This is a genomic window from Brevundimonas sp. (assembly GCF_032055285.1).
Taxonomy (GTDB): Bacteria; Pseudomonadota; Alphaproteobacteria; order Caulobacterales; family Caulobacteraceae; genus Brevundimonas.
The window spans coordinates 450,519-463,290 of record NZ_DAMBRE010000002.1; the positions used below are offsets into that span (position 1 = coordinate 450,519).

Consider the following 12,772-nt stretch of genomic DNA (forward strand, 5'->3'; position numbering starts at 1 on the left):
GGGTCAGACGACCATTGCCAATGCCAGCGGATCGCGAATGACCGTTTCCACTAAGACCACGGCCTTTCGCAAAGACGATGCGATAACACCCGCGCTGTTCGCCGTCGCCATTTTCACTTCGGCGTCTCTCGTTTTTGTCGTCCAGCCCATGGTGACCAAGTTGGTCCTGCCAATGCTTGGGGGATCGCCGTCGGTCTGGAACACCTCGATGGTCTTCTTCCAGACGGCGCTGTTGGTCGGCTATGGCTACGCCCATCTGTTGCAGCGAGTTCGGTCGCTGAAATGGCAGGCGACCGTCCATCTGTCGCTCTTGCTGGCGGCGGCCCTGTTTTTACCGCTGCAGATCAGCGGCGTTCTGGGGGAACCCAATCCTTCTGCTCCGACCGCCTGGTTGCTGGCGACGCTGGTGCTGTCGGTTGGCGCGCCTTTCGCCATCCTGTCCGCCACCGCCCCCCTGCTTCAGGCCTGGTATGCACGTGTCCGCGTCGGCCATGCCGATGGCCAGAATCCCTATGTCCTCTATGCTGCGTCCAATCTTGGAAGCTTCCTGGCGCTTCTGGCCTATCCCGCGCTGATCGAACCTCTGCTCTCGCTCTCGGTCCAGCGGACAAGCTGGAGCGGCGGATACGGCCTGTTCGTCGTCCTCGTCATCGCCCTCGCCGTCGTGGTCTGGCGTCGTCGCCCTCAGGACGCTCCTGAGCCCGCGCCTTTGCCCGTCAGTGCGCCCATCCCCTGGCGCGAAAAGGGCATACTGGTCCTGCTGGCCGCGGCGCCGTCCAGTCTGATGCTGGGTGTTACGGCTCACCTGTCGACCGACGTGGCGTCGGCCCCCTTCCTGTGGGTCGCGCCCCTGGCCCTCTACCTCTTGACCTTCGTCATCGCCTTTCAAGCCAAGCCGTGGATCAGACTTTCCACCACGCTCGTCCTGCAAGCGGCGCTCGGCGTCATTGTCGTCAGCATGGTCGGCACCAGCACCGGCCATTGGCTGGTCCTGCTGCTGACGCATCTGGGGGCGTTCTTCATCACCGCCTTGATGTGCCACCAAAGACTGGCGGAACGCCGGCCGGCCCCGGATCGGCTGACCGAGTTCTACCTACTGCTGTCATTGGGCGGTGTGGTGGGTGGCGTGTTCAACGCCCTAATCGCACCGACCATATTCAACGTCGTATGGGAATATCCGCTGGTCATGGTCCTGGTCGGCCTGGCCCGCCCCTGGGGCGAAGGGCCGCTTTCCCGCCGAGCGGTAGTCATTCTGATGGTAGGGCTGGCCGCCGCCGCCGCTCCACCGATCATCCTGGAGATCATGCGGTACAACCCGGAATTCCGGGCGATGCTCAGCGATCAGGCGCGACTGCAGATGGTGCAACTGATCTTGGGCGCAGCAGCCATCTGCGCCTTCCTGGTTCGGGACCGGGCGCTTCTTTTCACCATCATCATCGGCGTCATCACCCTGTCCGCCCATCACGTCGGGCGCGGCTATGACTGGAGCCTGTCAGAACGCAGCTTCTTCGGCGTGATGCGGGTGGCCGTCACGCGCGACGATGGCATGGGCGGTGATGTCCACGTCCTGATGCACGGCACGACCCTGCACGGCGCCCAGGCCCGCGCACCCGGCTTCGCCTGCAGCCCGACCATGTACTACGCCACCGCCACCCCGTTGGGCCAGGCGGCGCAGCGCATCCAGGCTCGCAGACCCGCGGCGAAAATCGGCATTGTGGGTCAGGGCTCCGGCGCAATGGCCGCCTACAAGCGCGCCGAAGATGAAATGACCTTCTTCGAGATCGATCCCATGGTGGATCGAGTCTCGCGCGATCCGTCCTGGTTCACCTACATTTCGAACTGCGCCGACGGCCCGATCCGCACGGTTCTGGGCGACGCCCGTCTGACCTTGGCCAAGGAGGCGCCCGGAACCTATGACCTGCTGGTCATCGACGCCTTCTCGTCGGACGCCGTGCCGACCCACCTGCTGACGGTCGAGGCGGTCCAGGGCTATCTGAAGCTGCTAAAGCCCGACGGCGTGGTGGTGCTGCACCTGTCGAACCGCAACCTCGAAATCACCATGCCGGCCGTCGCCGCCGCGCGGCAACTCGGCGCGGCCGACCTGCATCAGATCTATGTCGAGCAGCCGAACGCGCCCGAAATGTCCGAAGCGTCGACCGAAGCCCTGGCCATCTCGCCGACCGCCGAGGGTCTGGCCGACTTCAAGGGCGACGGGCGCTGGCGCAAGCTGGCCCCGACCGAGGTCCGGCCCTGGACCGACGATTACGTCAACCTGTTCGGCGCCCTGATCCGGCAGATGAAGGGGCGCGGCTAGGCCGCGCCCGCCACACGCGCAAGATCGGCGGTGATCCGCTCGGCGACCTTCAGACGGTCGTCGGGCGTGGGCCAGTCGCCCTTCACCACGATCTTCTGATCTGGGCGAATCTTCCAGAAGGCCTGGTTCTTCTGGATCAGGCCCACCAACCCCATCGGATTGGGGAAGCTGTTGTTGCGCAGGGTCAGGACCGCGCCCTTGGGCCCGATGTCGATCTTCTCGATCGAGGCCGTGCGACAGTTGGCCTTGATGCCGACGATCCGCAGAAGCTGCTGCGCCTCGTCCGGCAGCGGACCGAAGCGGTCAATCAGTTCGGCGGCCATGGCCTCGCGATCCTCCATCTTCTCGGCGTCCGACAGACGACGATAGAGGCTCAGGCGAACGTTCAGGTCTGGAACGTAAGTCTCTGGAATCAGAACCGCCGCGCCGACGTTGATGGACGGCGACCAGCCTCGGTCGGCCACTTCCTCGCCCTGTTCGCGCAGTTCGGCGACAGCGTCCTCCAGCATCTGCTGATACAGCTCGACCCCGACCTCGCGAATGTGGCCCGACTGCTCGTCGCCCAGCAGGTTGCCGCCGCCGCGCTGATCCAGGTCGTGGCTGGCCAGCTGGAAGCCGGCGCCGAGGTTATCCAGCGACTGCAGCACCTGCAGACGCCGCTCGGCCGACAGGCTCAGCGGGCGCTTGGGATCGGTCGTCAGATAGGCGAAGGCCCGCGCCTTGGACCGGCCGATGCGGCCCCGGATCTGGTGCAGTTGGGCCAGACCGAACATGTCGGCGCGGTGCACAATCAAGGTGTTGGCGGTCGGAATATCGATGCCGCTCTCGACGATGGTGGTCGAGACCAGGACGTCGTACTGCCCGTCGTAGAAGGCGCTCATCACCTCCTCCAGCTGGGTCGGACTCATCTGGCCGTGGCCGACGACGAACTTCACCTCGGGAACCTGTTCGCGCAGGAACTTCTCGATGTCCGGCAGTTCCTTGAGGCGCGGCGCGACGTAGTAGGCCTGACCGCCGCGATACTTCTCGCGCAACAGGGCCTCGCGCACCAGCACCGGGTCCCACGGGGTGACATAGGTCCGCACCGCCAGGCGGTCGACCGGCGGGGTGGCGATGATCGACATCTCGCGGATGCCCGACAGCGCCATCTGCAGGGTGCGCGGGATCGGCGTGGCCGTAAGGGTCAGCAGGTGAACATCCGCCCGCAGGGACTTCAGCTTCTCCTTGTGCTTGACGCCGAAGTGCTGCTCCTCGTCGACGATCACCAGGCCCAGGTCCTTGAACCCGACCTGTTCAGCCAGCACAGCATGCGTGCCGACGACGATCTCGAACGTGCCGTCCTTCAGGCCCGCGCGCGTCTCGTTGGCGTCCTTGGCCGTGACCATGCGCGACAGGTGCCGCACCGTGATAGGCCAGCCGGCGAAGCGTTCGCTGAAGGTCTTGAAATGCTGGCGCGCCAGCAGGGTCGTCGGGCAGACGATGGCCACCTGCTGGCCGCTCATGGCCACGACGAAGGCGGCGCGCAGAGCCACCTCGGTCTTGCCGAAGCCGACGTCGCCGCAGATCAGGCGATCCATCGGCGTGCCCTTGCCCAGATCCTCCAGCACGTCGCCGATGGCGTTCAACTGGTCGTCCGTCTCCTCGTAGGGGAAGCGGGCGCAGAACTCGTCGAACAGGCCGGACGGCGGCGTGATGGCGTCGGAAACGCGCAGCGCCCGCTTGGCAGCCAGGGCGATCAGCCCCTCGGCCATGGCGCGCAGACGCTCTTTCGCTTTCGCCTTGCGGGCCTGCCAGCCAGCGCCGCCCAGACGATCCAGCTGAACCCCGTCGGCGTCGGTGCCGTAACGGGTCAGAAGGTCAATATTTTCAACCGGCAAGTAGAGTTTGCTGTCGCCGGCGTAGAGCAGTTCCAGGCAGTCGTGTGGCGCCTCCTGGATCTCCAGCGTCTTCAGACCCTCATAGCGCCCGATGCCGTGATCCAGGTGGACGACCAGATCGCCCGCCGTCAGGGCCGAGGCTTCGGCCAGGAAGTTGGACGCCCGCCGTTTGCGCTTGGGCCGCGCCAGACGGTCGCCCAAGATGTCGGTCTCGGAAATGACCGCGACCTCGTCGGTGACGAAGCCGTGCTCGACCGGCAGGACGGCGCGCAGATAGATGTCCTTGGGCGCCGCCAGAACATCGTCCCAGTCGCGCACCGGCAGGACGTGGGTCAGACCGTGGTCGCCCAGCATGGCCGCCAGACGCTCGGCCGAGCCTTCGGTCCAGGAGGCGAACAGGACACGCCTGCCCTGCCCCTTCAACGCCTCGGCGTGCTGGGCCACGGCGGCGAACAGATTGACGCTGTCCTGAGACCGTTCCGCCGCGAAGCTGCGGCCCAGACGCCCGCCGGCGTCCTCGCCCGAGCCCGCCGACAGCGGCGACAGGCGGCGCACGGCGCGGCCGGCCAGGGCGCCGTTCCAGTCGCCTTCGTCCAGATAGAGGCTCTGCGGCGCCGGGGCGCGATAGGCCGCGCCGCCCTTGCCCTTGGCGGCTTCCTTGCGCGCCTCATAAGCGTCGGTCGTCAGGCTCCAGCGCTCGGCGCGCGCCTGCTCGACCTGACTGTCGAGGAAGACGGGAGCGCTGTCCGGCAGGAAATCAAACAGGGTGTCGAGCCGGTCGTAGAAGAGCGGCAGCCAGTGCTCCAGTCCCTGACGCCGCGCCCCCTCGCTGACGGCGGCGTACATGGGCTCGTCGCCCGCCGCGCCGAACAGGCTCAGATAGCCGCTGCGGAAACGCGAGATGCTTTCGGCGTCCAGCAGCACCTCCGACACCGGCAGCAGGGCGACCTGCTTTAGCTGCTTGGTCGAGCGCTGGGTCTCGGGATCAAAGGCGCGGATGGATTCCAGTTCGCTGCCGAACAGGTCCAAACGCACCGGCTCGTCGAAGCCCGGCGGAAAGACGTCGATGACGCCGCCGCGAATGGCGTATTCGCCGCGCTCCGAAACGGTCGAGGCGCGCACATAGCCGTTGGCCGCGACGTAACGTTCCAGCGCCGCCGTATCCAGATCACGGCCGACCCTGGCCTCGAACCCGGCGCCGGTGACGGCCTGGCGCGGCGGGGTGCGCTGGGTCGCGGCGGCGATGGTGGCGACGACCAGCAGCGGCTTGTTGTCCGACGGATCGCGCTGGGCCAACCGGGTCAGGGTCGCCATGCGCTGGGCCGCAACCGAGGCTGTGGGGCTCAGCCGGTCATAGGGCAGGCAATCCCAGGCCGGATATTCAAGAACTTCAAGGTCCTTGGCAAAAAAGCTCAGCGCCTGCACGAAATTACCGGAGCGCTGGTAATCGCGCGCGACCAGCAAGCCGACGCCGCCCTGGGCCTTCAGCCGTTCAGCGACGACCAGCGCGTCCAGCCCCTCGGGCGCGCCGCCCAGTTCGACGTCACGCCGCGTCATCGCCGCAGAACTCATCAACCGATACCCTTGGCCACTTCCGCCGCAACGTGTTCCCGCATGAAGGCCCGGATGCGCGCCAGCATCGGCCCGTCGAACTCGGGCGGGGTCGGCTCCTTCTCGATGATCCAGGCGTAGAGGTACTGGTCCTCCTCGTTCAGGAGGTGCTCCAGCTGATCCAACTCGGCGTCGTCCATCGACGGGCCAATCTGGTCGACGAACGGCCCCAGCACCATGTCGGCCTCGCGGAAGCCGCGCCGCCAGGCGCGGTAGGCGATCCGGCCGAGTCGTTGTTTCCGGGCGTCCTCTGGACGTGCATCAATATCGGCCACGCGGTTCCTTGCCCGGTCCGTTCATGTGAAGAGTTGGATCAGATAGCGTTCCCGTTCCGTTTTCGCCAGCTATGCTGAGGCTAATGCGGCCCGAGATTCTCTTTCCCCTGTTCGCGGACGTCTCCACCCTGAAGGGGGTGGGCCCCCGAAGCGCGCCCCTGGTGCACAAGCTGGCCGGGCCGCTGGTGCGCGACGTCCTGTTCCTGTCGCCGTCAGGCATCATCCAGCGCCGTCGCACGACCGCCGCCGCCGCCGTCGAAGGCGAGATCGGCGTCTTCGACGTTCTGATCGACCGCCTGATCCCGCCGCACAAGATCGGCGCGCCGCTGAAGATGCGAGCCTCGGACGACACCGGATTCGTCCACCTGATCTGGTTCGCGGGATCGCCCCGCCATATCGAGAACCTGGCGCCGCGCGGCGAGCGGCGGCTGGTCACCGGCAAGGTCGAGCGCTTCAACAACGAGGTGCAGATCGCGCACCCCGACTACATCCTGCCGCTGGAAAAGGCGAACGAGATTCCCCTGTCCGAGCCCGTCTATCCGGCGACGCAGGGCCTGACTTCGCGGGTGGTCAGGAAACTGGCGCAGGGTGCGCTTGCTGCAGCGCCAGAACTGGCCGAGTGGCAGGACGCAGCCTGGCTGGCGGCGCGACGCTGGCCCGGCTGGCGCGCGGCGCTGGAGACCCTTCACGCGCCGACCTCAGAAATGGACCTGACGCCTGAAGCCCCGGCGCGTCAGCGTCTGGCCTATGACGAGCTGTTCGCGCACCAGTTGGCCTTGGCCCGCCGCCGCCGCGCACGCCAGATCACGCCCGCGCCGCGCATCACGCCGGGCGAGGCCTCGCGCCGGATACTAGCCGCCCTGCCCTTCACCCTGACCGGCGCCCAGGCCCGCGCTCTTGAGGAAATCCGCGCTGATCTGGCCTCAAGCGAACAGATGGGCCGGCTGCTGCAGGGCGACGTAGGCTCGGGCAAGACGGCGGTCGCCGCCCTGGCTCTGGCCGATGCGGCCTCCAGCGGCTTGCAGTCCGCCCTGATGGCGCCGACCGAGATCCTGGCCCGCCAGCACTATCAGCGACTGGCCCCGATGCTGGAGGAAGCCGGGATAACGACGATCCTGCTGACCGGTCGCGACACTCAAGCCGAGCGGCGCAAGCGGCTGGCCGCCCTGGCCTCGGGCGAGGCCCAGGTCGCCATCGGCACCCACGCCCTGTTCCAGGACGCCGTGCAGTTCAACCGCCTGGCCCTGGCCGTCATCGACGAGCAGCACCGCTTCGGCGTCAACGAGCGTCAGCGGCTGCAGGCCAAAGGCGATCCCGCCTTCGGCGGCGTCCACCTTCTGACCATGTCGGCCACCCCGATCCCGCGCACCCTGGAACTGACCCAATACGGCGAGCTGGAGGTCAGCCGCCTGATGGAGAAGCCGCCCGGCCGCACCCCCGTCGCCACCGCCGTCCTGCCTCTGGTCCGCATCGGCGAGGTGGCCAAGCGACTGAAGGCGGCGATCGACAGCGGCGCTCAGGCCTACTGGATTTGCCCGCTGGTGGCCGAATCCGAAGCCATCGATCTGGCCGCCGCCGAGGAACGCGCCAACGACCTGCGCCGCATCCTGCAAGTCGAGGTCGGCCTGGCCCACGGTCAGATGCCGGGCGCTGAGCGCGAAGCCGTGATGGCCGAGTTCGCCGAGGGCCGCATCCCGCTGCTGGTCGCCACCACGGTCGTCGAGGTGGGTGTCGACGTGCCCAACGCCTCCATCATGGTCATCGAACACGCCGACCGCTTCGGTCTGGCCCAATTGCACCAGTTGCGGGGGCGGGTCGGGCGCGGAGCCAAATCCAGTTCCTGCATCCTGCTGTACGGCGGTCAGGACGGCGCTTTGGGTGAGACCGCACGCGAGCGTCTGGAGACCCTGCGCCGCACCGAAGATGGATTCGAGATCGCCGAGGAAGACTTCCGTCTGCGTGGCGGCGGCGATCCTCTGGGCCTGAAACAGAGCGGTTTCCCCGCCTATCGCTTCGCCGACCCGATCAAGCATCGCTCGCTGATGCTGGCGGCCTCTGACGACGCTCGCCTGATCCTGAGCCGCGACCCCGACCTGACCAGCCCGCGCGGCGAGGCCGTGCGCGTACTCGAAGCCCTGTTCGACTGGCGTGCGGACCGATCCGGCGCTGACTAGAAAACCTGCTTCGCCTTCCAGGCTGCTAGGCGAGCCAAGGCGTCAGCTTCAATGTCGGCATAGAAAAGGTTGTAGGGCCGCGCCTTGCGGCGGTTGGCCCAGCCGCTGAACTCGCGGAAGGATTCTGATTTCAGCACCGTGTGACGCAGCAGGCCGTCGCGGCATTGGGTGGCGATCTGGCGGTCGATGAAGGCGGGCCGAACCCCCCATTCCAGCCCCGTAGCGTTGGCGGCGCCCAGATGCCGCCGGGCGGGAACCGCAGCGTCATCGTCGCTGCCCGACACCGGATTCACGCATAGTGCCGGTTGATCGCCCAACTCGATCAACTGACCACGCTCATCCCAGACCAGGGCGCGCCTCAACCGCCGCTTCGCGGCGCCCTCGTCCCCCTCTCCCACCTGAGACCAACCGATGATGCAGTCGGTCTGGTTTCGGTCATGACAGGCGGCGCTCGGCGCAATCTGGTCCAGACCGACAATGGCGTCCATCAGATAGACCGCGACCAGACGCCGACGCAGGCCGTCGTTCGCCGCCACACGTTCGCGCGCCAGCCGGGCGATCAAGTCCGCACCCTGCTCCACCCCAGCCAGAATGATCGGCCCGGTGGGGTGGTCGGTCAGCCACTGATCGAAAGCCTTCTCCACGTCACCGTAAGCGAAGGCGCGGGCCTCCCTCGCGTCCTCGCGCAGGGTCAGCCGTGTATAAAGACTGGCCTGACGATAGCGCGGTGCGCTGATGGCGCCGGCGCGGGCGAAGGGGCCAGCATAGTTCGGGATCACGACCCGCTTCAGATAGGCGTCTGCCTTACGATCGCCGATGGCGCCGTTCCAACCAGACCCGCCATCATAGGTGGTCGAGTGGAGGAAGAAGATGGCCGCCGTGTCGGCCCCCGGCGCGCGGGCGTCGCGCAGCGCCCAGGCCGAGGCTTCCGTATACACAGGCGCCGGAGGCGGCTCATAGGTCTGGAACGGGATCTGCGGATCCAGCCCTGCCTTCAGGATATCGCCGCGCCAGACCGCAACGGCCGCCACCAGAATGAAGACGACCGCAAAACCCGTGTAGCCGACCCATTGGCGCAAGGTCAGGCTGGGCATCTTCATCGATAGGGATCCGGCTGCGCCAAGAAGTCTTGAACGTAGCGACGCACGCCTTCTTCCAGCGGCGTCGACTGGCCGTTGAAGCCGACCGCGCGGATACGGTCCATGCTGGCCTCGGTGAAGTACTGATACCGGTCGCGGATCACCTCGGGCATATCGATATAGGCGATGGAGGCTTCCTTGCCCGCCGCCGCGAAAGTGGCGCGCGCCAGATCGGCGAAGGAACGCGCCTGACCCGATCCGGCGTTGAACACGCCCGAAATATCTTCGCGCTCCAGCAGCCACAGGATGATGTTCACCACGTCGTCGACGAAGACGAAGTCGCGTAACTGGCCGCCGTCGGGATAGTTGGGGTTGTGCGAACGGAACAGGCTGACCGTTTCGCCCGCCTGAACCTTGGGCCAGATCTGGGCGACGACCGACTTCATGCCGCCCTTGTGGCCCTCGTTCGGACCATAGACGTTGAAGAACTTCAGCCCGGCCCACTGGGGCGGCGCCTCGCCCCGATCCGCCTGACGCACGGCATACTGGTCGAACAGATATTTCGAGTAGCCATAGGCGTTTAGCGGGCGCAGCGCATTCAGGCTGTCAGGATCGTCGCGATCCTCAAAGCCCGTCTCGCCGTCGCCGTAGGTGGCGGCCGAGGAGGCGTAGATCATCCGCACGTTACGCACCGCGCACCAGTCCCAGATGTCGCGCGACAGGCTGAAGTTGGTGCGCAGGATCAGGTCGGCGTCCGGCTCGGTCGTGGAGGAGATGGCGCCCATGTGGATCACCGCCTCGATGCGGTCGGCGTGGCGCTCCAGCTGCTCGAACAGCTCTTCGGGCGCCCACAGGTCGGCGATGGGGTGTTTGGCGATGTTCTTCCACTTGGCGAGGTCGGCCGTCTCCAGCCGATCGCAGACGACCACGTCCCAGGCGCCGCTCTCGCACAGGCGGGCGACGATGTTGGAGCCGATGAAGCCCGCGCCGCCCGTGACGACGATCATTCTGGGCGTCATTTTCGTTCCCCTACCGCTGCGCTGCTTGAGGGGCTCATGCCTTCTCTCCAGTCATCTTCTCGATGGTCTTGGTCGTGGAATAGCCGTTGGCGAAGTCAGCCAGACGGACCTCGCCGCCCCAACTTTCGACCTCGGCGGCGCCGACGACCTTGTCCTTGGTGTAGTCCGAGCCCTTGATGAGCACGTCCGGCTTCAGGCGTTCGATCAGGGCGATGGGGGTCGGGTCGTCGAAGGCCGTCACACGATCGACGCTGGCCAGACCGCCGATGACGGCGGCGCGGCTGTCCAGATCGTTGACCGGGCGGCCCTCGCCCTTCAGGCGGCGCACCGAGGCGTCGGTGTTCAGCGCCACCACCAGCCGGTCGCACCAGCTGCGCGCCTGACTGAGATAGGCGACGTGGCCGCGGTGAAGGATGTCGAAGCAGCCGTTGGTGAAGCCGACCTTCAGGCCCTGACGCTTCCACGCCTCGACCTGATCCGCCAGTTCGTCCAGCGGCGTGACCTTGGACTGGGCCAGGGCCGCGTGCTGGCTCATCTCGGCCTCGATCAATTCGGCGGGCGTGACGACGGCGGTGCCGCTCTTGCCCACGACGACGCCCGAGGCGAGGATGGCGAACTGCACCGCCTGTTCCAGCGTCGCGCCCGCGCCCAGAGCGAGACCCAGCGCGGCGAGGCAGGTGTCGCCTGCGCCCGAGACGTCGAACACTTCACGCGCCCTGCCCGGGAAGTGGGTGACGCCGCCCCCCCGTTTCGCCAACGTCATGCCCTTGCCCGCGCGGGTGACGATGACGGCCTTGGCCGTGGTAGCGGCCAGCAGGGCGGCCAGCGCCGCCTCGACCTGTTCGTCGGTCTCGGTCGGCAGGCCGGTGGCGCCCGCCAGTTCGCTGGCGTTCGGCTTGATGACATCCACCGCGCCATAGCGGGCGAAGTCGCGGCCCTTGGGATCGACGATGACCGGCGCGCCGTATTCGGCCCCGGCCCACAACGCCGCCTGAATGGCGCCGTCGTCCACGACGCCCTTGGCGTAGTCGGACAGCAGGATAGCCCCCGCGCCCTGAAACACCGCCTTGTCCGCATAGCCGGAATGGGGCGCAGCCTCGTCGTCCAGACGCAGCAGTTGCTGGCCGGCGGCGACGAAGCGTGTCTTGACGATGGTGGCGGCGCCTTCGGGACGGATCAGGGCGTCCTCAATCCGGTCCTCGGCGGCGATCAACTCGGCCAGTTCGGCGCCCGCCGCGTCATCGCCCGCCACGGCGCCCAGACGGGCCTGACCGCCCAGGGCCGCGACGTTGCGGGCGACGTTGCCCACGCCGCCGGGCATGGCCACGGTGCGGCGCGCGCGCAAAACGGGGATCGGCGCCTCGGGCGAGATGCGGCTGACCTCGCCATAGACATAGCGATCCAGCATCAGATCGCCGACGCAGGCGACCTTCAGGTCGCGCACGCGCTCCAGCAGGGATTGCAGGGCGCCGAGATCAAGAGAACATTCAGCCATGACGCCGAACTAGCGGATTCACGCCGTCTTCGCCATCGGCCCCTTGTGACCCAGCTTGATGGCCAGGTCGTCGAAGGCGATCAGTTCAGCGGCCAGGGCCTCGAACTGGCTCAGCGGCACCATGTTCGGGCCGTCCGACGGGGCGTTGTCCGGGTCTTCGTGCGTCTCCATGAAGACGGCGTCGACGCCGACCGAAACGGCGGCGCGCGCCAGCACCGGCACGAACTCGCGCTGGCCGCCCGAAGACGTGCCCTGCCCGCCCGGCTGCTGGACGCTGTGGGTCGCGTCGAAGACGACGGGGCAGCCGATCTCACGCAGGATCGGCAGGGCGCGCATGTCGCTGACCAGGGTATTGTAGCCGAAGCTGGCGCCGCGCTCGCAAGCCATGACGTTGGGGTTGCCCGCGCCCGTCACCTTGGCGATGACGTTCTTCATGTCCCACGGGGCCAGGAACTGACCCTTCTTGATGTTGATCGCCTTGCCCGTGGCGGCGGCGGCCAGCAGCAGATCGGTCTGGCGCGACAGGAAGGCCGGGATTTGCAGCACGTCTACGACCTCGCCGACCGGCCCGCACTGGGCCTCGGAATGGACGTCGGTCAGGGTCGGCAGGCCGGTGACTTCGCGGATTTCGGCGAAGATCGGCATCGCGTCCTTCAGGCCGATGCCGCGCGCGGCGCTGGCGCTGGTGCGGTTCGCCTTGTCGAAGCTGGTCTTGTAGATGATGCCGAGGTTCAGACGCTCGCCGATCTCCTTCAGCGCGTGTGCGGTTTCCAACGCATGCTGGCGGCTCTGCATCTGGCAAGGACCGGCGATGAAGACGATGCGGGCGCCGCCGCCAATGACGACGGGCGTCTTGAGGCCTTCGGACAGGGTGATGACGGCGTTCGGAGAGGTCACGGCGGCGCTTTCAACTGGTTTCAACGGCGGT

General features: G+C 67.1%; 8 protein-coding genes. 2 read left to right on the top strand and 6 right to left on the bottom strand.

Annotation, left to right across the window (positions count from 1 at the left end):
* Positions 1–37 precede the first annotated feature (37 nt).
* Positions 38–2,314 carry a fused MFS/spermidine synthase gene (locus RTY13_RS07755; protein ID WP_312782393.1) on the top strand — a complete coding sequence of 759 codons (2,277 nt, stop codon included), beginning with the start codon at positions 38–40 and terminating at the stop codon, positions 2,312–2,314.
* Here the strand turns inward: RTY13_RS07755 and mfd are convergent.
* Positions 2,311–5,748 carry a transcription-repair coupling factor gene (gene mfd / locus RTY13_RS07760; protein ID WP_312782395.1) on the bottom strand — a complete coding sequence of 1,146 codons (3,438 nt, stop codon included), beginning with the start codon at positions 5,746–5,748 and terminating at the stop codon, positions 2,311–2,313. The two genes, RTY13_RS07755 and mfd, sit on opposite strands and share 4 nt — an antisense overlap.
* 14 nt (positions 5,749–5,762) lie before the next feature.
* Entirely contained in the window at positions 5,763–6,077 is a 315-nt protein-coding gene (locus RTY13_RS07765; RefSeq protein ID WP_312782397.1) for a succinate dehydrogenase assembly factor 2, read from the bottom strand.
* A gap of 83 nt (positions 6,078–6,160) precedes the next feature.
* On the opposite strand from RTY13_RS07765, the gene recG reads away from it, so the two are divergent.
* A complete protein-coding gene (gene recG, locus RTY13_RS07770; RefSeq protein ID WP_312782399.1) occupies positions 6,161–8,251 on the top strand; it encodes an ATP-dependent DNA helicase RecG in 2,091 nt (696 codons plus the stop codon).
* Here the strand turns inward: recG and RTY13_RS07775 are convergent.
* From RTY13_RS07775 to kdsA, 4 genes are read right to left on the bottom strand one after another with little or no spacing between them, the layout of a single operon-like run.
* Positions 8,248–9,351, bottom strand: a complete 1,104-nt coding sequence (locus RTY13_RS07775) for a DUF3089 domain-containing protein (RefSeq protein ID WP_312782401.1) — start codon at positions 9,349–9,351, stop codon at positions 8,248–8,250. The two genes, recG and RTY13_RS07775, sit on opposite strands and share 4 nt — an antisense overlap.
* On the bottom strand, positions 9,348–10,349 hold the full coding sequence (rfaD, locus tag RTY13_RS07780) for an ADP-glyceromanno-heptose 6-epimerase (protein ID WP_312782403.1): 1,002 nt from the start codon (positions 10,347–10,349) through the stop codon (positions 9,348–9,350). The genes RTY13_RS07775 and rfaD overlap by 4 nt, the downstream gene beginning before the upstream one ends.
* Positions 10,350–10,383: 34 nt before the next feature.
* Complete coding sequence (gene rfaE2 / locus RTY13_RS07785) at positions 10,384–11,844, bottom strand: D-glycero-beta-D-manno-heptose 1-phosphate adenylyltransferase (protein WP_312782405.1); 1,461 nt, start codon at positions 11,842–11,844, stop codon at positions 10,384–10,386.
* An 18-nt stretch (positions 11,845–11,862) separates the two neighbouring features.
* Entirely contained in the window at positions 11,863–12,765 is a 903-nt protein-coding gene (gene kdsA, locus RTY13_RS07790; protein WP_409450289.1) for a 3-deoxy-8-phosphooctulonate synthase, read from the bottom strand.
* Positions 12,766–12,772 lie beyond the last annotated feature (7 nt).

Excerpts from the sequence above, each read along its gene's own strand:
- rfaE2 (WP_312782405.1), bottom strand. The coding sequence starts at position 11,844 with ATGGCTGAATGTTCTCTTGATCTCGGCGCCCTGCAATCCCTGCTGGAG.
- RTY13_RS07755 (WP_312782393.1), top strand. The coding sequence starts at position 38 with ATGACCGTTTCCACTAAGACCACGGCCTTTCGCAAAGACGATGCGATA.
- rfaD (WP_312782403.1), bottom strand. The coding sequence starts at position 10,349 with ATGACGCCCAGAATGATCGTCGTCACGGGCGGCGCGGGCTTCATCGGC.
- mfd (WP_312782395.1), bottom strand. The coding sequence starts at position 5,748 with ATGACGCGGCGTGACGTCGAACTGGGCGGCGCGCCCGAGGGGCTGGAC.
- RTY13_RS07775 (WP_312782401.1), bottom strand. The coding sequence starts at position 9,351 with ATGAAGATGCCCAGCCTGACCTTGCGCCAATGGGTCGGCTACACGGGT.
- recG (WP_312782399.1), top strand. The coding sequence starts at position 6,161 with ATGCGGCCCGAGATTCTCTTTCCCCTGTTCGCGGACGTCTCCACCCTG.